Source organism: Streptomyces sp. NPDC104761 (genome assembly GCF_055583445.1).
In genome coordinates this window covers 78,365-98,231 of the sequence record NZ_JBVJNZ010000001.1, presented here as the reverse complement: position 1 = coordinate 98,231, position 19,867 = coordinate 78,365, and the positions used below count along the sequence as shown (strand labels likewise).

Genomic DNA, 19,867 nt, shown 5'->3' with positions numbered 1-19,867 from the left:
AAAACCCCGGGATACCCCCGTGGCCGGCCCCGGGTACGGCAGGGCTGCGGACCACGACCGAAAGCGCGGGGAGGGAATACCGTTGAGGTGACGTGCCGAAATGGTGTTCCGGGAAGATCGATCCATGGATGCACAGGCCATTGGTTCGCGGGTCGCCCTGCGGGGCCGGAGTCACGAGCTTGCCGCGCTGGACCAGGTACTGGCGACCGTGCGGGAGGGTCGCAGCGCGGTCCTGGTGCTGCGCGGCGAGGCGGGGATCGGCAAGACCGCCCTGCTGGACTGCGCGGCCGACCGGGCCACCGGGTTCCGCATCCTCCGGGTGGCAGGCGTGGAGACCGAGATGGAGCTCCCCTTCGCGAGCCTCCACCAGCTCTGTGCGCCCCTGCTGGGCGCGGCTCACCGGCTGCCCGGCCCGCAGCGCGACGCGCTGTCCGTGGCGTTCGGGCTCCAGGACGGGGAGGTGCCCAACCGGTTCCTGGTGGGGCTGGGCGTGCTCGGACTGCTCGCCGAAACGGCCAGGGAGCGGCGGCTGGCCTGCCTCGTCGACGACGCCCAGTGGCTGGACGAGGAGTCCCTGCAGGTGCTGGTGTTCGTGGCCAGACGGCTGGCGGCCGAGCCGATGGCCCTGGTCCTCGCCCTGCGGGACGGCGACGACGGCCGCGAGGTGGCCGGTCTGCCGGAACTGGTCGTCAGGGGTCTCAGCGAGTCCGACGCGCGTGCCCTGCTCGCTTCGGCGGTGCACGTGCCGCTCGACCCGCTGGTGCGGGACCGGATGGTCGGCGAGACGCACGGCAATCCGATGGCCCTGCTGCAACTGCCGCGCGCGCTGACGCCCGCCGAGCTGGCGGGCGGCTTCTGGCTTCCCGGTGGACGCCCCCTGACGAGCCACATCGAAAGCGCCGTTCACCGGCGGTTCCGGTCCCTTCCGGCGGACAGCCGACGTCTTCTGCTGACCGCCGCGGCCGAGCCCACGGGAGACACGGATCTGCTGTGGCGCGCCGCCGCTCTGCAGGGGATACCGGAGCAGGCCGCGGCACCGGCCGAAGCCGCGGGACTGGTCGAGTTCGGCACCCGGGTGCGCTTCGACCACCCGCTGGTGCGCTCGGCGGTCTACGGGCGGGCCGCAGCGCCGGAGCGCCGGGCGGCGCACCGGGCCCTCGCGGAGGCGACGGACGCGCTCCTGGATCCTGATCGCAGGGCCTGGCATCGTGCGCATGCCACGCCGCGGCCCGACGAGGACGTCGCCGTCGACCTGGCGCGCTGCGCCGACCGTGCCCAGGCCCGAGGCGGGATCGCCGCGGCGGCCTCGTTCCTGCGCCAGGCGACGGAGCTGACCCCCGATCCCGTGCGCCGGGCCGACCGTGCACTGGCCGCGGCCCAGGCCCACATCGACGCCGGAGGGGCGGACCAGGCGCACTCCCTGCTGGCCGACGCGGAGACCGGCCCGCTCGACGACCTCCAGCGTGCCCGCCTGGAACGGCTGCGGGCCCGGCTGGTCTTCTCCCAGGTGCGGGGCGGCGCCGCGCCCCGGCTGCTGCTCGACGCGGCGAACCGGCTGGCACCTCTCGACGCGGCCCTTGCCCGCGACACCCTCCTGGAGACGTTCGGCGCGGTGATCTCCGCCGGTCGTCTCGGAGACGGGCCCGACCTGCGGGACGTGGCCGAGGCTGCCCGCTCCGGACCGCCGCCGAGGACGCCGCCGCGGATGGTCGACGTGCTGGTGGACGGCATCGCCGGACGGATCCTCGACGGCCCCGACACCGGCGCGGCCGCCCTCGGGCGAGCACTGGACACGGTCCGGCAGGAGCTGAGAACCGGCGCGACGGATGCGGACAGGCAGGGGTTGTGGCTGGCGTTCCGGGTCACGCCCGAGCCGCTCGCACCCGAGCTGTGGAACGACGGCGCCTGGCACGAGCTGGCGGCGGACGCCGTCACTCTGGCCCGTCGGGCGGGGGCGCTCGCCGTCCTGCCGATGGCACTGACCTACCAGGCGTGCTGCCACGTCCTGGCAGGCGCGTTCGACACGGCGGCGGAACTGATCGACGAGGCCACCGCGATCTCGGACGCGGTGGGCGGCGTACCCATGATGTACACGTCGCTGATGCTCGCCGCCTGGCGGGGACAGGCGCAGCCGGCCAGGGCACTGATCGAGACCACCGTCGACGAGGTGCGCCCCCGGGGTGAGGGCCGCGTGGTGGGCGTGGCCGAGTACGCCACCGCGCTGCTGTACAACGGGCTCGGCCGTTACGGCGAGGCGCTGGCGGCCGCCGCACGCGCCTGCCGGTACGAGGACCTGGGCCTGTTCGGCTGGGCACTGGCCGAACTGGTCGAGGCGGCCGCCCGCAGCGGGCAGCCCGAGGCGGGCGAGGCGGCCCTGGCGGATCTCACCGAGCGCACTCGGGCGAGCGGTACCGAGTGGGCCCTGGGCACCGGGGCCTGCTCGCGCGCGTTGCTCAGCGACGACGAGGCCGCCGACGCGCTCTACCGGGAGGCGATCGAGCGGCTCGGACACTCCCGCGTGGCGGTCCAGCTGGCCCGCGCCCGTCTGCTGTACGGCGAGTGGCTGCGGCGCCGGCACCGTCGGCAGGAGGGCCGCGTCCAACTGCGCTCGGCCTACGAGGCGTTCAGCCGGTTCGGAGCCGACGCCTTCGCCGACCGCGCCCGCAGGGAACTCCTGGCGACCGGCGAGACCGTTCGCAAGCGAGCGGCCGGGTCCGGCACCGAACTCACCAGCCAGGAAGTGCAGATCGCCAGGCTGGCAGGAGACCACACCAACTCCGAGATCGCCGCCCAGTTGTTCATCAGCCCTCGCACGGTGGAGTGGCACCTGGGCAACGTCTTCGCCAAGCTCGGGGTGAGCTCCCGCAGGCACCTCCGCTCGGCGCTGTCTCCTCCGGGGGCCGGGACCCCGCAGGTCCGCTCACGCTAGGGACACAACTCGCCCAGGGCCGTTTCCAGGTCGCGCCACAGGTCGTCCACGTCCTCCAGCCCCACCGACAGGCGCAGCAGCCGGTCGCTGACCCCGGCGCCGTGGCGGTCCCTCTCGTCGACGACGCGGTGGCTGATGGAGGCCGGGTGCTGGATCAAAGTGTCGAGGCTGCCGAGGCTCACGGCAGGAGTGATCAGGCGTACCCGGGAGATGACCTCGTGCGGGTCGTCGTAGACCTCGAAGGCGATCATCGCGCCGCCCAGCCGCGGGTAGTGGACGCGGGCGACGCGCGGGTCGGCGGTGAGGCGGTGGGCCAGTTCGGCTGCGGTGGCGGAGGCGGCGCGGACCCGTACCGGGAGGGTGGCGAGACCGCGCAGCAGGAGGTAGCCGGCGAGCGGGTGCAGGACGCCGCCGGTGGCGAACCGTATCTTCCGGAGCTGTCCTGCGAACTCCTCGTCGCAGGCGACCACTCCGCCGAGCACGTCGCCGTGGCCGCCGAGGTACTTGGTGGCGCTGTGCAGGACGAGCCGGGCGCCGAGTTCGGCGGGGCGCTGCAGCACGGGGGTGGCGAAGGTGTTGTCGGCGAGCAGCGGCACCGTGCCGCAGGCGTGCGCGACGGCCCGCAGGTCGAGTTCGGCGAGGGTCGGGTTGGCCGGGGACTCGACCAGCACCAGGCCGGTGTCGGGGCGCAGCGCGTCGGTGATCCCGGCCGGGTCGGTCCAGGTGACCTGGGTGCCGAGGAGTCCGGCGTCGAGGAGATGGTCGCTGCAGCCGTACAGCGGCCGTACCGCGACGACATGGCGCAGGCCGGCGGCCGCGCGGGCGAGGAGGACCGCGGTCAGGGCGGCCATGCCGCTGGCGAAGGCGACCGCGGCGCCGGTGCCTTCCAGGCGGGCCAGGGCGGTCTCGAAGCGGGCCACCGTCGGGTTGCCGAGGCGTCCGTACACCGGCGGTCCCGCCGGGTCCGCGCCGTCGGCGGCGAAGGCGTCGATGCGGGCCGCCTCGGCCCGGCTGTCGTACGACGGGTAGGTGGTGGACAGGTCGATCGGCGGGGCGTGCAGGCCCTGGCGGGCGAGGTCGTCGCGGCCGGCGTGCACGGCCTCGGTGGCCAGGGCGCGGGGTGCGCGGGAGACGGGACCGCCGAGGGGCGCCCGGGTGTCGTAGGTGCTCGCTGTGTCCATGACGGCAGGGTGAACAACCGACGGGGTGTGCGGGGTGAACCCCGTGCTACGTTCGGTCCGTGGCCGATTCCGTCGTACTGGATCCGGTCGATCTGCATCTGTTGCGGCTGCTGCAGAACGACGCCCGGACCACCTACCGTGATCTCGCCGCCCAGGTGGGCGTGGCGCCGTCGACGTGTCTGGACCGGGTGACCCGGCTGCGCCGCTGCGGGGTGATCCTCGGGCACCGCCTCGAACTCGATCCGGCCAAACTCGGGCGCGGTCTGGAGGCGCTGCTGTCGGTGCAGGTCAGGCCGCACCGGCGGGAGTTGGTGGGACCGTTCGTGGAGCGGATCCGGGCGCTGCCGGAGTCACGGACGGTGTTCCATCTCACCGGTCCCGACGACTATCTGGTGCATGTGGCCGTGGCGGACATGACGGACCTGCAACGGCTGGTCCTGGACGAGTTCACCGCCCATCGGGAAGTGGCCCGGGTGGAGACCCGGCTGATCTTCCAGAAATGGGAGTGCGGACCGCTGCTTCCGCCGGTGTCGTCGGCTCAATCCCCGTGACGGGCGGCGGTCCGCCGTACGAGGATGGACCGCATGTCACAGACCAGCAACCCGCTGCCCCGTCAGGTCGCCGACACCTTCGTCGACGAACTCATCGCCCTCGATCCGATCACCGGTACCTTCCTCGGCGACAAGGAGAGTTCGGGCCGGCTGCCCGACACCTCGCCGGCCGGGGCGGAGGCGCTCGCCCGGCTCCAGCGCGACACGCTCGCCAAGCTCGACGAGGCCGAGCGGCAGCCCGGTGCCGACAGTGACATCGAGCGTCGCTGTGCGCGTCTGCTGCGCGAGCGGCTCAGCGCCTCCCTCGCCGTGCACGAGGCCGACGAGAGCCTGCGTTCGGTCAGCAACCTGAGTTCGGCCGCGCACGCGGTGCGCCAGGTGTTCACGGTGACGCCCACCGCCACCGAGGAGGACTGGACGGCGGTCGCCGAGCGGCTGCGCGCGGTGCCGACCGCGCTGGAGGGCTACCGGCAGTCCCTCGAACTCGGCCTGGAGCGGAAGCTCTACGGCGGTCCGCGCGCCACCGCGACCTTCGTCGGGCAGCTCGGCGAGTGGGCCGACACGGGCGACGGCCGGGGCTGGTTCGAGCAGTTCGCGGCGTCCGGGCCCGAGGCACTGCGCACCGAGCTGGACACGGCGGCCCGCTCCGCCACCGAGGCGGTGGTGGCGCTGCGCGACTGGATGCGGGACGTGTACGAGCCCGCGATCGAGGGCTCGCCGGACGTGGTGGGGCGGGAGCGGTACGCCCGCTGGGTCCGCTACTTCAACGGCACCGACCTCGACCTGGACGAGGCGTACGCGTACGGCTGGTCCGAGTACCACCGGCTGCTCGGCGAGATGAAGGCCGAGGCCGAGAAGGTCCTGCCCGGCGCGGCCACGCCGTGGGTGGCGCTGGCGCACCTGGACGAGCAGGGCACCCATATCGAGGGTGTCGACGAGGTGCGCGGCTGGCTGCAGGCGGTGATGGACGAGGCCATCGAGAAGCTGGACGGCACCCACTTCGACCTGGCCGAGCGGGTGCGCCGGGTGGAGTCGCGGATCGCTCCGCCGGGCAGCGCGGCGGCGCCGTACTACACCCCGCCCTCGGACGACTTCTCGCGCCCGGGCATCACCTGGCTGCCGACCATGGGCCAGACCCGGTTCCCGGTCTACGACCTGGTGTCGACCTGGTACCACGAGGGTGTGCCCGGCCACCACCTCCAGCTGGCGCAGTGGAAGCACGTCGCCGAGAACCTCTCCCGCTACCAGGCCAGCGTGGGCATGGTCAGCGCCAACGCCGAGGGCTGGGCGCTGTACGCGGAGCGGCTGATGGACGAACTGGGCTTCCTGACCGACCCGGAGCGCCGCCTCGGCTACCTGGACGCGCAGATGATGCGGGCCGCGCGGGTCATCATCGACATCGGCATGCACCTGGAGCTGACGATCCCGGACGACTCCCCGTTCCACCCCGGGGAGCGCTGGACGCCCGCGCTGGCGCAGGAGTTCTTCGGCACGCACAGCAGCCGTCCCGCGGACTTCGTGGAGAGCGAGCTGACCCGCTACCTGTCCATGCCGGGGCAGGCGATCGGTTACAAGCTGGGCGAGCGGGCCTGGCTGCTGGGCCGGGAGCAGGCCCGGGAGCGGCGGGGCACCGGCTTCGACCTCAAGTCCTGGCACATGGCGGCCCTCTCCCAGGGCTCGCTCGGCCTGGACGACCTGGTGGATGAGCTGTCCCAGCTGTGACGGCGGGGGCGGCCCGCGCCTGACCGGGCGGCCGCGCCGGGCGACGACACCGGGCGGCGGGGCTGAGCGGGCATCGACCGGCTGCATCGAGCGGGCGCCCCACTGACGGTGGGCGCCCGCTGCCGTGAGCGCCCCCTGCCGGTGAGCGCCCCCTGCCGGTGAGCGCCCCCTGCCGGTGAGCGCTCCCTGCCGGTCGGCGCTCCCTGCCGGCCGGCGTCCGGCGGCGGCCGCGACCGGGCCGGCGCGGTCTGCCGTTCGGGTGTGCTCCGGTGGCGGCGGCCGGAGCCGGCGGGCTTGCTGGTGCCGGGGGCCACCGGCGAGACAGGAAGCGAGCCGCGGATGCAGACCTCCACGCACCCGAGGGAGACGTTGCAGACCCCGCGCGCCGCGGGCATGGCCGGGGTCGTCTTCGCCCTGCTGCTCGCCGCCGCCATGGTGCTGATCCGGCTGGCCATCCCCCAGGGCGCCGACGCGGTCACCCTCCAGCAGGCGGATCCCGGCCGGCGCGAGGCCGTCCGCACGGCCCTCCTGCTGGTGCCGTTCGCCGGCATCTTCTTCCTGTGGTTCGTCGGCGCCGTCCGCTCGCACGTCGGCGACGCCGAGGACCGTTTCATGGCCACCGTGTTCCTCGGCAGCGGCCTGGTCTTCACGGCCATGATCTTCGCCGCCGCCGCGGTGGCCTCGGCCGTCCTCGACACCGCTCATCCCGCGGGCACCTCACCGTCCCGGCCCACCTGGGACTTCGGCCAGCACCTCGCGTACACGCTGATGACCGGGTACGCGATGCGCATGGCCGCCGTCTTCACCTGCTCCGCCTCGGTGATCGGGCACCGCCTGCGCGTCCTGCCGCGCTGGCTCACGCTGGTCGGCTTCCTCACCACCGTCGTCCTGCTGTTCGTGTCGTCCGCCGTGCCCTGGGCCGAGCTGGTGTTCCCGGCGTGGTCGCTGCTGCTCAGCGTGTACCTCGTCGTGGCGGGCTTCCGCCGCTCCACCGCGGCCCCGGCGCTCTGACGGATCGCTCACCCGATCGGCGGTCCCCGGCGCGCGACGGCGGGAGGGGGCTCCCATGCTGGCGTGCGGGGAGTTCTCCGCCGTCCGGCACCGGAACGACGGACCGCGGTACACACCGGACCTGGCCACCGGAAGGGCGGAGCCATGATGCGCCTTGTCGTCGACCTCAACAGATGTCAGGGGTACGCGCAGTGCGCGTTCCTCGCGCCGGACGTCTTCACCATGCACGGCGAGGAATCCCTCGTCTACAACCCGCAGGCCGAGCAGGAGCACCGCGAGCGGGTGGCGCGCGCCGTCGCCGCCTGCCCGGTGCAGGCGATCACCGCCGACGGCCTGGACGGATTCGCGGGAGGGGCCTCCGATGCCGCCCGCTGACTATCTCGAGTGGCTGCGGCGCGAGGGCCGGATCGTCGTCGTGGGTGCCTCGCTGGCCGGGCTGCGCGGTGCCGAGACGCTGCGTGCCGAGGGCTTCGCCGGCGAACTCACGATGATCGGCGACGAGCCGTACGAGCCCTACGACCGGCCGCCGCTGTCCAAGGCGGTGCTGCTCGGCCGGGCGGCTCCGCACCACACCGCGCTGCCGCACCGCGGGGAGATCGACGCGAAGTGGCGGCTGGGCGTCGCGGCGACGGGGCTCGACGTCGAGGCCAAGCGGGTCCGGCTGGCCGACGGCGACGAGGTCGAGTACGACCGGCTGCTGATCGCGACCGGCGTGCGGGCCCGGCCCTGGCCCAAGGAGGACGAGGCCCGTCTGGAGGGCGTGTTCACGCTGCGCACCCGGGACGACGCGGCGGCGCTGCTGCGGCGGCTGAAGGCCGGGCCGCGCCGGGTGTTCGTGATCGGCGCCGGGTTCACCGGGTCGGAGATCGCCTCGGCCTGCCGCGAGCAGGGCATCGCGGTCACCGTCGCGGAGCGCGCGGGCGCGCCGCTGGTGGGCGCCCTCGGCGGGGTGATCGGGGCGGTCGCGGCCGAGCTGCATCGCGAGAACGGCGTGGACCTGCGCACCGGCGTCCAGGTCACCGCGCTGGAGGGCGACCCGGCCGGGCGGGTGCGGGCGGTCCACCTGTCCGACGAGTCCGTCGTCGAGGCGGACGTGGTGATCGTGTCGCTCGGCGCGACCCGCAACACGGACTGGCTGACGGGCTCCGGTCTCGGCGCCGGCCCGCGGGGCATCGCCTGCGACGCGGGCTGCCGTGCCTTCGACTTCCGGGGCATCGTCACCGACGACATCTTCGTCGCCGGCGATGTCGCCCGGTCCCCGCACGCGCTGTTCGGCTACCAGTTCCTGTCGCTCGAGCACTGGGGCAACGCGGTCGCGCAGGCCGAGACCGCCGCACACAACATGATCAGCCCGAGCGCGGAGCGGCGGCCGCACCTGTGGGTGCCGGCGTTCTGGTCGTCGCAGTTCGGCGTGAACATCAAGTCGGTCGGGGTGCCGCCGATGGGCGAGCAGATCATGATCACCCAGGGTTCGCTGGCGGAACGCCGGTTCGTCGGGGTGTACGGCTACCAGGGCCGGACGATCGCCGCGGTGAGCTTCGACAACACGCGGTGGCTGGAGTTCTACCAGCGGCAGATCGAGAAGGCCGGGCCGTTCCCGGTGGAGTTCCCGACCGTGGACCGCCGTCCCGAGGGACGGGTGCCGGTGGACGCCGACTTCCCGGACCCTGCCCTGCCGACGCACGGGCCCATGGTGACCCTGAGCGGCTACTCGCCGACCGACCAGCAACTGGTCTTCCACCCCGTCCGCCACTGACCGCGACCCGGCCCCGACGCTGCAAGGAACTGTCATGACGCAGACCTCGATGTTGCGCCAGATCACCGACTTCGCGAACCGTGCCAACCCGTACCCGCTGTACGAGGAGCTCCGCAAGACGCCGGTGCTGCACGAGGAGGAGGACGGCCCGTACATCATCAGCACCTACCACGACATCGAGGCCCTGCTCCACGATCCGCGGATCAGCTCCGACGAGTCCAACGTGACCGTGCGCGGGGACGACGAGCTGTCCGGCCCGGAGGCGACGGGACTGCCGCCCAGCTTCATCCGGCTCGACCCGCCGGAGCACGACCGGCTGCGCCGGATCGCCAACAGTTCCTTCGGGCCGCCGCACCGGCCACGCCGGATCGACGAGATGCGGGGCCGGCTGGAGGAGATCGTCACCGAGCTGATCGACGGCCTCGGGGACGCCCGGCAGTTCGACCTGGTCGACCAGGTCGCCTACCCGTTCCCGGTCACGGTGATCTGCCGGCTGCTGGGCGTGCCACGCGAGGACGAGCCGCGGTTCCGGGCCTGGGTCGACCCGATCGTGGCCGGTCTGGACCCCGACAGCCGCACGGCCGACGACTCGGCGAAGACCGCGCAGGAGGCCCGGCTGCAGCTCGGGATGTACCTGAACGGGCTGGTGGAGCAGCGGGCCAAGGAGCCGCGCGACGACATGCTGTCCGACCTGGTGCACAGTCGCGGCCCGGACGGCGCCATGACGACGATGGAGGTGCTCAGCACGTCGGTGCTGCTGCTGATCGCCGGCCACGAGACGACGGTCAACCTCATCACCAACGGCATGCTGACGCTGCTGCGGTACCCGCAGTACCTGGAGCGGCTGCGGAACGACCCGGGGTTTTCGGTGCGGATCGTGGAGGAGCTGCTGCGCTACGAGCCGCCGGTGCAGTTGCTGCCGCAGCGCACCTGCATCGCCGACCTCGAGGTGCACGGGGTGACCATCCCCAAGGGGTCGCGCATCTGGCTGGTCCTCGCCGCCGGCAACCGGGACCCGCATCGGTTCACCGATCCCGACCGCTTCGACCCGGACCGCCAGGACATCCAGCACCTCGGCTTCGGCAGCGGCATCCACAGCTGCTTCGGCGCCCCGCTGGCCCGCCTGGAGGCTCAGATCGCGCTGTCCCAGCTGGCCCGCCGGCTCGACAACCCGCGCCTCGTCGAGGACCCGCCGCCCTACCGCCCGAACGCGGTGCTGCGCGGCCCGCGCCACCTCGGCATCGCCGTCGACGGCATCAGGTGAGGGCCCGTCAGGACGGGAGGCGGCGCAACTGCACCAGGCCCAGCCAGGTTTCCGGGCCGGGCCTGGTGTAGGCGGCGCGCACCGCGTAGGTGCCGGGCTCCAGCGGGACCCGCAGGTGGTCTCCGCCCTCGGCCTCGCCGCCGGGCCACGCGGAGTCGAACAGGACGACGGGTCCTGGGACCTGCCAGCGGATCTCGTTCTCCCACGCGGCACCGTCGAGGGCGGCGGGCACCTGTGCCAGGAGTTCCTCCTCCGAGTCGGCGGCGGACCACCGTACGAAGGTGCCGTGGTCCGGCAGGAAGGACGTCGAGGCGGGTTCGTCGCCGAGGACCAGGGCGGTGCTGTCCCCGACCGGGAGCAGTCCGACATAGCCGTCGACCTCGCAGGCCCGGTCGTAGTCGGTGGCCAGATCCTCGCTGTCGGCGCCGGCCCAGAACGGCAGGACCGTCTCCGGGACCGCCACCAGCGGACCGCCGCCCGACTCCACCCACTCCACCGCGCCTGGATCCCCATACCGAGTCATGGGGTGAACCTACACGGCCGGCGACGGCGCGGGTTCGCCGCCGGGAATCAGCAACCGCAGTCGCCCGCGACCGGTGCGGTCAGCGGGTCCGCGGGGCGGCGCTCGCGGCCCTGCCAGGTCTCGAACTCGAACCCCTCACGCACCCAGTACTCGAATCCGCCGAGCATCTCCTTGACCTGGTAGCCGAGTTCGGCCAGCGCGAGGGCGGCACGGGTGGCGCCGTTGCAGCCGGGACCCCAGCAGTACGTCACCACGGGCACGGACGGGTCCAGGAGTTGGGGCGCCTGCTCGGGGATGAGCACGGTGGGCAGGTGGACTGCGCCCGGGATGTGCCCTTGGTCCCAGGAGTCGGTGGAGCGGGAGTCCAGGACGACGAAGCCGGGGTCGCCGCCGGCCGCGAGGGCCGCGGCCACGTCGGAGACGTCGGCGTGGAAGGCGAGGCTCGCCCGGAAGTGGGCGGCGGCCTCGACGGGCGCGGCGGGGGCGACGCGCAGAACGGGGTTGCGGGTGGTGCCGGTCATGTGAGGCCTTTCGCCGGCCGCCGGTGCGGCGGATCTCTCCTTGGCCGCAAATCTACGAGGGTGACGGGACGCCCTGAAGGTACGATCCCCGGCCGAGCCCTTGTCCGGCCGGGGATTCCCTGTTATCCATCCCCCATGACCGAGTTTTCCCCGGACGCCACCGACCGGCGCATCCTCGACGTCCTGCAGCGCGAGGGCCGGGCGAGCTTCGCCGAGCTGGCGCGGGCCGTCGCGATGTCCGCGAGCGCGGTGACCGAGCGGGTGCGCCGGCTCGAGGAGGCCGGCGTGATCCAGGGGTACGCGGCGGTGGTCGACCCGGAACGCCTCGGCCTGCCGATCCTCGCCTTCGTCCGGCTGCGCTACCCGAACGGCAACTACAAGCCCTTCCACGACCTGGTCGCCGCCACCCCCGAGATCCTGGAGGCGCACCACGTCACGGGCGACGACTGCTTCGTCCTCAAGGTCACCGCCCGCTCGATGCGCCACCTCGAGGAGGTCTCCGGCCGCATCGGCACGCTGGGCTCGGTGACGACGAGCGTCGTCTACTCGTCGCCGCTTCCCCGGCGGGCCGTGGGCGGGTGAACGCTCCGCCGAGAGTGCCGCGACATGCCGTCGGCCGACTGCAGCACCGTCGCGGCCGCTCGCGCAGTTCCCCGCGCCCCTTACGGGGCCGCTGCGCCGGAAGCCGGCCAGGAACACACCCCGACACACGCCACCGGCCCACCGCAGCACCGTCACGGCCACTCGCGCAGTTCCCCGCGCCCCTTACGGGGCGCGTTTCCCGGACTGCTGCGAGCGAAGCGCCCCCGTAGGGGCGCGGGGAACTGCGCGGCCAGCCCCCACCGGGCCGCGGTGTCAGATGCCGCGCTGCCGCAGGGTCGAGCCCGTTCTCCCCTTCGAGACCTCCAGCTGGGCGTGGACCCGGCGGCGCAGGTCGGCGACGTGGCTGACGATGCCGACGCTTCGGTCGCGTTCGCGGAGGGAGTCGAGGACGTCGAGGACCTCGTCGAGGGTCTGGTCGTCGAGGCTGCCGAAGCCCTCGTCGATGAAGAGGGTGTCGAGGCGGACGCCACCCGCCTCGTCGGTGACGACGTCGGCCAGGCCGAGGGCGAGTGCGAGGGAGGCGAAGAAGGTCTCGCCGCCGGAGAGGGTGGCGGTGTCCCGTTCGCGTCCGGTCCAGGCGTCGACGACGTGCAGTCCGAGGCCGCTGCGGCCGCGTCCGGTGCGGTCGTCGGAGTGGACCAGGGTGTAGCGGCCGGACGACATGCGCCGCAGGCGTACGGTCGCGGCGGCGGCGACCTGTTCCAGGCGGGCGGCGAGGACGTAGGACTCCAGGCGCATCCTGCGCTCGTTGTCGGCGGAGGTGCCCGCGGTGAGGCCGGCCAGGCGGGCCACCCGGTCGTACTCCTCGCGCAGCGGGGCGAGTTGCCGGACGCCCGCGGTGGCGCGGGCCGAGAGCCGGTCGAGTTCGGCGCAGCTGCGGGCGGCCCGGTCGAGGGCGGAGGCGGCGTCGCGCAGGCGCTGGGCGGCCAGGGCGGCGGTGCGCTCCGCCGTGCCGAGGTCCGCGGGCGGTCGCTGGGCGGCGGCCGCGGTGTCGGCCTCCGCGAGGACGGCACGCACCGCGGCCTCCTCCAACTGCCACTGGTCCAGGCGCCGTTGGAGTTCGCGGTGGGCGGTGTCGTCGAGGAGGGCGGCGGCCGCGGCCTGCGGGGTGTCGAACCCGGCGCGGTAGGCGGCGTCGGCGAGCCGGGCGTCGGTGTCCTTCAGGTGCCGGGCGGTCTCCTCGGCGGCGCGCGCGGTGTCGGCGGCGTCGGTGAGCAGTGCCACCTGCCGTTCCAGCTGCGCGGCCCGTGCGGACACGCTGGCGGCGCTCCCCCGGGCCTGGGCCAGCTCCTCTTCGAGGGCCGCGAGTTCCCTGTCGAGACCCTCGCGGCGGGTGAGCCGTGCCGCGGCCCGGACCTCGGCCTGCTGCCGCCCGGCCAGCCGGTGCTCGTGCTCCTGCTCGGCCAGCCGCAGCTCCTCGTGCGCCGCGTGCAGGACGGACCCGGCCCGCCGGGCCTCGACGTACTCCCGTTCCAACTCCTCGGCCTGGGAGGCGAGTTGCTCGGTCGGCGTGTCGCCCGCCTCGGCGGTGGCTGCGGCCAGGGCCTCGCGCGCGGTGGCCAGCCGCCGTTCGTCCCGGGCGCGCTGCTCGTCGGCGCGCTGCACGGCGGCGAGCGCGCGCTCCTCGGCCTCGCGGTCGACGTGACCCGCGAACTTCTCGGCCGGCGCCGGGTGTTCGGTGGCCCCGCAGACCGCGCACGGCTCTCCCTCGGCCAGCTGAGCGGCGAGCTCGGCGGCGATGCCGTTCAGCCGCTGCTCCTTGAGGTCGAGCCAGTGTGTCCGCGCGTCGACGGCATGCTGCGCGGAGGCGAGAGCGGCGCGCTGGGCCTCGTCGGTGTCCCGGCCCAGCTCGTCCCGGAGCCGCGCCGCCGCCAGGCGCCGCCGGGCGGGGTCGCGCTGTGCGGCGAGCTGCTCGGCGCGGGTCGCGGCCTCCTGGGCGGCGTCGACACGGGCCTGGAGTCCGGCGCGCCGGGTGTCCCAGCCGGCGAGCCAGCCCGCGGCCTCGCGCAGGGTGTCCTCGTCGTCCCGCTCCTGCCGGTCGAGCCGGTCCCGCTCGTCGGCCGCCTCGGCGAGCCGTCGCTCGGCCCGGCGGGCGGACTCCAGCCCGCCCAGCTCCTCGGCGGCCCGGCGGGCGGCGCTTGCGAGCCCCGCCGCACCGGCTTCGGCGAGGCTCTCCGGCAGCAGCGCCCGCGCGCGCTGCTCGGCGCCGGAAGCCCTGCGGTGCTCCTCCTCGGCGACCTCCCGCAGCTCCAGGGCCGGCGCCACCGCCTCCGCCTTCCGGGCCCGCTCCATCCGCGCCTGCGCCGCCCGATGGTCCCCGGCGCGCTCCTCCAGCCGTACGGCCCGCTGCCGGGCCTCTGCGAACCGGGCCTGCAGCCGGACCAGTTCGCGTGCTTCGGCCAGAGCGCGGTCGGCGGCGGCCTGGGCGGACTCGGCGGCGGTGAGCCGGCAGTGGGCGACGGTGCGGCGCTCCCGCGCGGTGCTGCGGGCCACGGCCGCGGCGGCGAGGACGGCCACGGCCAGGCCGGGCTCGCCCGGGGCCAGCTCCGGCAGTTCCATCGCGTCGCCGGCCTCCTGCTGCATGCGGTGCGCGTCGGCCAGCAGTGCGGAGTCGCCGTCCCGGACCCGAGCCTCGGCGGTCTTCCGGCGCTCGGCGAGGCGCTTCTCGACGTCGGCGAAGCGCTGGGTGTCGAAGAGCCGGCCGAGCAGCTGGCCGCGGGCACCGGCGTCGGCGCGCAGGAAGCGGGCGAAGTCGCCCTGGGGCAACAGGACGACCTGGCAGAACTGCTCGCGGCTCATGCCGAGCAGCTGGGTGATCTCCTCGCCGATCTCCTGGTGGGAGCGGCTGAGGTCCTTCCAGGCCCGGGCGGTCACGTCGTACTCGCGCAGCCAGGTCTGGGCCTTGTCCAGGGTGGTGCCCGATCCGCGCTTCTTGGGGCGCTCCCAGGGCGGCTGCCGGGTGAGCTCCAACCGGCGTCCGGCGACGGTGAGTTCCAGGCGGACCTCGGTGCGGGTGGCGGGGTCGGCGTGGTCGCTGCGCAGGGTGAGGCCCTGGCCGCTCTGGCGGGCGCCGGGGACGGTGCCGTAGAGGGCGTAGCAGACGGCGTCCAGGACGGAGGTCTTCCCGGCGCCGGTGGGGCCGTGCAGGAGGAAGAGCCCGGCGGTGGAGAGCGCGTCGAAGTCGACGCTCTGGGAGCCGCCGAAGGGTCCGAACGCGGTGATGTCGAGCCGGTGGAGTCTCATGCGGCCGCCTCCCCGCAGGGGCTCGGGTGCGCTGTCACCGGGCCACCTCGCGTACCGCGCTGTCCGCGCGCACCGCGTCGAACGCCTCGCCCAGGACGGCCCGTTCGTGTTCGTCGGGGCCCGCGCCGCGCACGTGGGCGACGAAGTCCTCGGCGATCTGCCGGTCGGTGCGGCCGGCCAGGCGGCGGGCATAGGAGACGTCGGGGTCGTCCGGGGCTCGGTCGGGATCGAAGACCAGGCTGAGGGTGTGCGGGAAGCGGTCGGTGAGGCGGGCCATGGGGTCGGCGGGGCGGACCGGGTCGGTGAGGGTGGCCTCGACCCAGGCGTCCTCGTGGGGGGTGAGGGCCGGGTCGGCGAGGAGGTCGTCCAGGGTGCCGCGCAGGCGGGCCAGCGGGCGCGGGACCGGGCAGTCGAGGCGTTCGGCGGTGACCGTGCCGTCGGCGGCGAGGTCGATGAGCCACATGCTCTTGCGGTGCTCGGCCTCGGAGAAGGAGTACGCCAGCGGGGAACCGGAGTAGCGGACGCGCCCGGTGAGGGTCTGGCAGCCGTGCAGGTGGCCGAGGGCCACGTAGTCGACGCCGTCGAAGACGCCGGCCGGGACGGCGGCGACGCCGCCGACCGTGATGTCCCGTTCGCTGTCGCTGGGCTCGCCGCCGGTGACGAAGGCGTGCGCGAGGACGACGGAGCGGGTGCCGGCCGGGCGGGCCGCGAGGTCGGCGCGGACCCGGTCCATGGCGGCGGCCAGCACCGTCTCGTGCCCGGCCCGCTCGACCCCGAACTCGTCCTTCACCAGGGCCGGTTCGAGATACGGCAGGCCGTAGAACGCGACGTCCCCGTAGGCGTCGGCGAGCACGATGGGGGTGCCGCAGGCCGACGGTTCGGTGCGCAGGTGGATGCCGGCGCGGTCGATGAGACCGGCGCCGACACCGAGGCGGCGGGCGGAGTCGTGGTTGCCGGAGATCATCACCGTGGGCACGCCGAGGTCGGCGAGCCGGTGCAGGGCGTCGTCGAACAGCTCGACCGCGGCGAGCGGTGGTACCGCGCGGTCGTAGACGTCTCCTGCCACCACCACGGCGTCGACGGCGTGCTCGCGCACGGTCGCGACGAGGTGGCCGATGAACTCGGACTGGGCGCCCAGCATGGTGACGCGGTGGAACGCCCGGCCCAGATGCCAGTCGGAAGTGTGCAGGATTCTCATGAAACCACCCCGACCTGCACCCTTACCCCTATTGCACCTGTACGACCCGTATGAACCAGCACGGGGACTCCCCGGCAACGCCTGCCACGCTAACGCATATCACCCCCTGATCCACCACGGATCTCACGTTCTCCGGCTCCGGACGCCATCGGCGGTCGTGCCGAGGTCACCTCATCCTCTCCCCGGCCCTCCTGACGGCGGCAGGTCGTACTCGTCGCGGCGGCCGCACATCCCGAACCCCCCGAGCCGGGTGGGCGCGGCCTGGTACGCGGTGGCCTCGCCGAGGTACGACGCCTCGCCCGCCTGCAACGCGTCCAGCTGGGCGTCCGTGCGCTCGGCGGCGGCGAGCGCACCGGCCCGCCACAGCTCGCGCCAGCGCGGCACCTTCGCGCGAACCAGCCGGGCGGCGGCCCGCTGGAACTCGGCGTACGGGCCGCCGTCCCCGGCGGCCAGCGCCTCCCGCAGGGCGAGGTAGCCCTCGACGGCGAGATCCCGGCGTCTGCGGGCGGCCCGCTCCGCCTCGGCTCCGGTGCCCGGTGGCAGCGTCGCCGCGGCGGCGTACCGTTCGGGATCGGCGAGCACCTCGGGAGGGAAGGTGAAGACGGCGTCCCCGGCCTCCGGCAGTCCGCCGTTCTGCATCAGCACGGTGATCCGCAGGCCGCCGCCCTGCACCATGCGGTGCACGGTGCCCGGGGTGAACCAGGCGACGGACCCGGGCTCCAGCGGGATGTCCCGGTAGCCGTCCGGGCTGAGCGTCTGCACGGCGCCCCGGCCGCCGGTGACGACGTACGCCTCGGTGCACACCAGGTGGAGGTGCGGGCTGCCGCCGCAGACCCCGTCGGCGGCCGCCCATTCGTAGGCGCTGAGGTGGGACAGGCCGATGGCGCCGGGCAGCGGATGCGGGAGCGCCGGCTCCGGTGCGCTCACCACGGCAGGCCCGCCAGGTGGGCGGCGACGCGGTCGGCGTCCCAGGCGCCGTCGGCGAAGACGATCCGGTACCGGTAGGCGAAGGACTCCCCCGGCGGCAGGTCGAACTCCTCGAAGAACGCCCAGGAGAACGCGGCCGTGGGGATCGGTTCCGCGCGCACGAACCAGTGCGACTCGTGGATCGCCGTCCGTGCGTCGAGGTTCTCGGGCGCGTGGGCGAAGACGATCGTGGAGTGGCCGTCCACCTCGTCGTGCTCGGTGGTGTAAGCGAGCCAGGGGCCCTGGGTGCCCATCAGTTTCTCGGCGCCGGTGACGGAGTCGGGGCCGAACGCGGTGCCGCCGGTGAAGTCACGGGGGCCACGCCACTGGAGCCCGGTGTATCCGGCCATCTCGCGGCCTTCGGTGGTGGGGGAACCGAAGGTCAGCGGCACGTCGCGGACGTTGGTGAGGCGGATGGCCCAGTCGAGCGCCCAGGCGCCGGCCTCCTCGTCGACGGAGTGGACGGTGAGCCCGCGCACCTCCCGCGCCCACTCCGCGCCACCGTTCTCCACCCAGGTGAGTTCCTCGGTGAAGGAGAGCCGGTCGTCCGCGACCACGAACCCGGTGAATCCGTCGTGCCGCATCGAGCCGACCCGGTCCGGCAGCACCAGGTAACCCTGCCCGTGGACGTAGGTGTTGCCGCCCCAGAAGTTCTGCCCGGACAGGTGGCTGGCCGTCATCTGCAGGCCCTTGTGCCAGCGGTGGTCGCTCGGCCGGTAGCCGGTGACGGTGCGGCCCGCGAGCGTGCGCACCGGGTGGGCGTACGGCTTGCGCGCCTCGTACGCCTCCGGGTCGGGGCGGTAGACGTACCGCAGGATCTCGGTGCCGTCCGGTGCCTCGACCGCGATGTGCTCGCCGTGGACGTGGCTGACGCGGATGCTCATGCGCGCTCCTCGGTGGGGGCCCAGTGGGGGTGGTCGCCGTGCATGGCTGCGTAGTAGGGGTCGCCGGGGCCGATCTCGCCCGCGTGCACGGGGCGGCCGGTGAACGCCGACTTGTAGAGCGCTGCGGCGAATTCGAGGGTGGTGCGGGCGTCGGGGCCGCTGCCCGGCGGCCGTTCGCCGGCGTCACAGGCGTCGAGGAGGGCGCCGAGCTGGGCGGTGTGCGAGCTGGGCACGTCCGCCTCCGGGGTGCGCCAGGCGACGGCGCGTGCGGCGGGGACGTGCGGGGCCGGGGTGTAGACCCAGTCCTCGTTGCGGTGCCCGTACAGGTGGGTGAGCTCGACGGTGGCGTCCGCGCAGTCGACGCGGATGCGGCTCACCTCCTGCGGGGAGAGCACGCTGTTGACGACGGTGGCGAGTGCGCCGTTCGCGAAGCGGACGAGGGCGGTGGACACGTCCTCGCTCTCGGTGTCGTGGACCAGGCGGCCCGCCATGGCCCGGATCTCCGTCCACGGGCCGAGCAGGTGCAGCAGCAGGTCGTACTGGTGGATGCCGTGCCCCATGGTCGGGCCGCCGCCCTCGCTCGCCCAGGTGCCGCGCCACGGCACGGCGTAGTAGGCGGCGTCCCGGTGCCAGGTGGTCTGGCAGTGCGCGACCAGCGGGGCGCCCAGCCCGCCGCCGGTGATCAGCTGCCGGGCGTGGACGGCGCCGGAGCCGTAGCGGTGCTGGAAGACGACGGAGGCGTAGCCGCCGGAGGCCTCCTCGGCGGCGGCGATCTCGTCGTACTCGGCGAGGGACAGGCACAGCGGCTTCTCGCAGAGCACCCAGGCGCCCGCCTTCAGGGCGGCCACCGTCTGCTCGCGGTGCAGGGAGGGGGGTGTGCCGACGAGGACGAGGTCAGGGCGTACGGCGTCGAGCATGTCGTCGACGGAGGTGTAGCCGGCGACGTCGCCGCCGGCGAGTTCCCGGAAGGCGTCGAGGCGGGCCTGGTCGACGTCGACCGCGGCGACCAGTGCGGCACGGTCGGCATGGGCGGTGAGGGCGGGCAGATGGCTGCCGCTGACGATCGATCCGGTGCCGATCACGGCGACACGGCGGCGGGCCGGGTGTGGGGGCATGCGGTCCTCCATGGGAGTGCCGGGAACCAAGACGAGGAGAAAGCGCTTGCTCTCGGAGGGACCCTAGATCCGGAGGAATGTCAGGACAACCCCCCGCGCAGCGACGACCGGGAGAAGCGGGCGGGGCGGCCGGGCGGCGGCAAGGCAGCAGGGGCGGACACCGACGGGACCGAGATCAACGGCACGGTCGTCGAGAACATCACGGCCACCCCTTCGGTAGTCATCTCCCACAACGTGTTCCGGAACGTCCCGACCCGCGGCGTCCTGGTCACCACCCGCAAGCCCGTCCTCATCAACCGGCAGCCGGTTCGACGGGATGTCCATGGCCGGCATCCACGTCTCCGCCGACGCCTACCAGTGGTACGAGTCGGGCCCCGTCACCGACCTCACCATCCGCGGG

Annotated in this window: 16 protein-coding genes; 8 read left to right on the top strand and 8 right to left on the bottom strand. The window is 74.0% G+C overall.

The window, feature by feature from the left end:
• Positions 1-124 precede the first annotated feature (124 nt).
• Positions 125-2,929, top strand: coding sequence for a helix-turn-helix transcriptional regulator (locus ACZ63F_RS00460; RefSeq protein ID WP_469707329.1), 2,805 nt, complete (start codon positions 125-127; stop codon positions 2,927-2,929).
• Here the strand turns inward: ACZ63F_RS00460 and ACZ63F_RS00455 are convergent.
• Positions 2,926-4,110: a trans-sulfuration enzyme family protein gene (locus ACZ63F_RS00455; RefSeq protein WP_469707327.1), complete on the bottom strand. Its 1,185-nt coding sequence runs from the start codon at positions 4,108-4,110 to the stop codon at positions 2,926-2,928. The genes ACZ63F_RS00460 and ACZ63F_RS00455 overlap by 4 nt on opposite strands.
• Positions 4,111-4,169: 59 nt before the next feature.
• On the opposite strand from ACZ63F_RS00455, the gene ACZ63F_RS00450 reads away from it, so the two are divergent.
• The 6 genes from ACZ63F_RS00450 (at position 4,170) to ACZ63F_RS00425 (ending at position 10,414) form a co-directional block, all read left to right on the top strand.
• The gene (locus ACZ63F_RS00450; RefSeq protein WP_469707326.1) at positions 4,170-4,661 is read left to right on the top strand and encodes an Lrp/AsnC family transcriptional regulator; all 492 of its coding nucleotides are present in this window, start codon (positions 4,170-4,172) and stop codon (positions 4,659-4,661) included.
• A 33-nt stretch (positions 4,662-4,694) separates the two neighbouring features.
• On the top strand, positions 4,695-6,383 hold the full coding sequence (locus ACZ63F_RS00445) for a DUF885 domain-containing protein (RefSeq protein WP_469707325.1): 1,689 nt from the start codon (positions 4,695-4,697) through the stop codon (positions 6,381-6,383).
• 339 nt (positions 6,384-6,722) lie between these two features.
• Positions 6,723-7,394: a hypothetical protein gene (locus ACZ63F_RS00440; RefSeq protein ID WP_469707324.1), complete on the top strand. Its 672-nt coding sequence runs from the start codon at positions 6,723-6,725 to the stop codon at positions 7,392-7,394.
• A 147-nt stretch (positions 7,395-7,541) separates the two neighbouring features.
• Positions 7,542-7,769, top strand: a complete 228-nt coding sequence (locus ACZ63F_RS00435) for a ferredoxin (protein WP_469709260.1) — start codon at positions 7,542-7,544, stop codon at positions 7,767-7,769.
• On the top strand, positions 7,756-9,150 hold the full coding sequence (locus tag ACZ63F_RS00430) for an NAD(P)/FAD-dependent oxidoreductase (protein ID WP_469707322.1): 1,395 nt from the start codon (positions 7,756-7,758) through the stop codon (positions 9,148-9,150). Before ACZ63F_RS00435 ends, ACZ63F_RS00430 begins: the two co-directional genes overlap by 14 nt.
• A 34-nt stretch (positions 9,151-9,184) precedes the next feature.
• On the top strand, positions 9,185-10,414 hold the full coding sequence (locus ACZ63F_RS00425; protein WP_469707320.1) for a cytochrome P450: 1,230 nt from the start codon (positions 9,185-9,187) through the stop codon (positions 10,412-10,414).
• A 7-nt stretch (positions 10,415-10,421) separates the two neighbouring features.
• Here ACZ63F_RS00425 and ACZ63F_RS00420 read toward each other — a convergent pair whose 3' ends face one another.
• The gene (locus tag ACZ63F_RS00420) at positions 10,422-10,937 is read right to left on the bottom strand and encodes an immunity 21 family protein (protein ID WP_352361365.1); all 516 of its coding nucleotides are present in this window, start codon (positions 10,935-10,937) and stop codon (positions 10,422-10,424) included.
• A gap of 47 nt (positions 10,938-10,984) precedes the next feature.
• The gene (locus ACZ63F_RS00415; protein ID WP_469707318.1) at positions 10,985-11,458 is read right to left on the bottom strand and encodes a rhodanese-like domain-containing protein; all 474 of its coding nucleotides are present in this window, start codon (positions 11,456-11,458) and stop codon (positions 10,985-10,987) included.
• Positions 11,459-11,593: 135 nt separating this feature from the next.
• Here ACZ63F_RS00415 and ACZ63F_RS00410 point away from each other — a divergent pair, with 135 nt between their 5' ends.
• Positions 11,594-12,040, top strand: a complete 447-nt coding sequence (locus ACZ63F_RS00410) for an Lrp/AsnC family transcriptional regulator (protein WP_469707317.1) — start codon at positions 11,594-11,596, stop codon at positions 12,038-12,040.
• Between the two features lie 273 nt (positions 12,041-12,313).
• Here the strand turns inward: ACZ63F_RS00410 and ACZ63F_RS00405 are convergent, their stop codons facing one another.
• The 5 genes from ACZ63F_RS00405 to ACZ63F_RS00385 form a co-directional block, all read right to left on the bottom strand.
• Positions 12,314-15,304, bottom strand: a complete 2,991-nt coding sequence (locus tag ACZ63F_RS00405; protein WP_469707315.1) for an AAA family ATPase — start codon at positions 15,302-15,304, stop codon at positions 12,314-12,316.
• 34 nt (positions 15,305-15,338) lie between these two features.
• Complete coding sequence (locus ACZ63F_RS00400) at positions 15,339-16,502, bottom strand: exonuclease SbcCD subunit D (RefSeq protein WP_469707314.1); 1,164 nt, start codon at positions 16,500-16,502, stop codon at positions 15,339-15,341.
• Between the two features lie 171 nt (positions 16,503-16,673).
• Entirely contained in the window at positions 16,674-17,432 is a 759-nt protein-coding gene (locus ACZ63F_RS00395; RefSeq protein WP_469707312.1) for a cupin domain-containing protein, read from the bottom strand.
• Entirely contained in the window at positions 17,426-18,352 is a 927-nt protein-coding gene (locus ACZ63F_RS00390; protein WP_469707310.1) for a DUF6807 domain-containing protein, read from the bottom strand. Before ACZ63F_RS00390 ends, ACZ63F_RS00395 begins: the two co-directional genes overlap by 7 nt.
• Entirely contained in the window at positions 18,349-19,467 is a 1,119-nt protein-coding gene (locus tag ACZ63F_RS00385) for a Gfo/Idh/MocA family protein (RefSeq protein ID WP_469707309.1), read from the bottom strand. The genes ACZ63F_RS00390 and ACZ63F_RS00385 overlap by 4 nt, the downstream gene beginning before the upstream one ends.
• Positions 19,468-19,867 lie beyond the last annotated feature (400 nt).

What these genes read in the sequence shown, in the direction of transcription:
- ACZ63F_RS00425 (WP_469707320.1), top strand. Translation starts at nt 9,185, where the DNA reads ATGACGCAGACCTCGATGTTGCGCCAGATCACCGACTTCGCGAACCGT.
- ACZ63F_RS00435 (WP_469709260.1), top strand. Translation starts at nt 7,542, where the DNA reads ATGCGCCTTGTCGTCGACCTCAACAGATGTCAGGGGTACGCGCAGTGC.
- ACZ63F_RS00400 (WP_469707314.1), bottom strand. Translation starts at nt 16,502, where the DNA reads ATGAGAATCCTGCACACTTCCGACTGGCATCTGGGCCGGGCGTTCCAC.
- ACZ63F_RS00430 (WP_469707322.1), top strand. Translation starts at nt 7,756, where the DNA reads ATGCCGCCCGCTGACTATCTCGAGTGGCTGCGGCGCGAGGGCCGGATC.
- ACZ63F_RS00385 (WP_469707309.1), bottom strand. Translation starts at nt 19,467, where the DNA reads ATGCCCCCACACCCGGCCCGCCGCCGTGTCGCCGTGATCGGCACCGGA.
- ACZ63F_RS00405 (WP_469707315.1), bottom strand. Translation starts at nt 15,304, where the DNA reads ATGAGACTCCACCGGCTCGACATCACCGCGTTCGGACCCTTCGGCGGC.
- ACZ63F_RS00455 (WP_469707327.1), bottom strand. Translation starts at nt 4,110, where the DNA reads ATGGACACAGCGAGCACCTACGACACCCGGGCGCCCCTCGGCGGTCCC.
- ACZ63F_RS00445 (WP_469707325.1), top strand. Translation starts at nt 4,695, where the DNA reads ATGTCACAGACCAGCAACCCGCTGCCCCGTCAGGTCGCCGACACCTTC.
- ACZ63F_RS00415 (WP_469707318.1), bottom strand. Translation starts at nt 11,458, where the DNA reads ATGACCGGCACCACCCGCAACCCCGTTCTGCGCGTCGCCCCCGCCGCG.
- ACZ63F_RS00420 (WP_352361365.1), bottom strand. Translation starts at nt 10,937, where the DNA reads ATGACTCGGTATGGGGATCCAGGCGCGGTGGAGTGGGTGGAGTCGGGC.
- ACZ63F_RS00440 (WP_469707324.1), top strand. Translation starts at nt 6,723, where the DNA reads ATGCAGACCTCCACGCACCCGAGGGAGACGTTGCAGACCCCGCGCGCC.
- ACZ63F_RS00410 (WP_469707317.1), top strand. Translation starts at nt 11,594, where the DNA reads ATGACCGAGTTTTCCCCGGACGCCACCGACCGGCGCATCCTCGACGTC.
- ACZ63F_RS00460 (WP_469707329.1), top strand. Translation starts at nt 125, where the DNA reads ATGGATGCACAGGCCATTGGTTCGCGGGTCGCCCTGCGGGGCCGGAGT.
- ACZ63F_RS00390 (WP_469707310.1), bottom strand. Translation starts at nt 18,352, where the DNA reads ATGAGCATCCGCGTCAGCCACGTCCACGGCGAGCACATCGCGGTCGAG.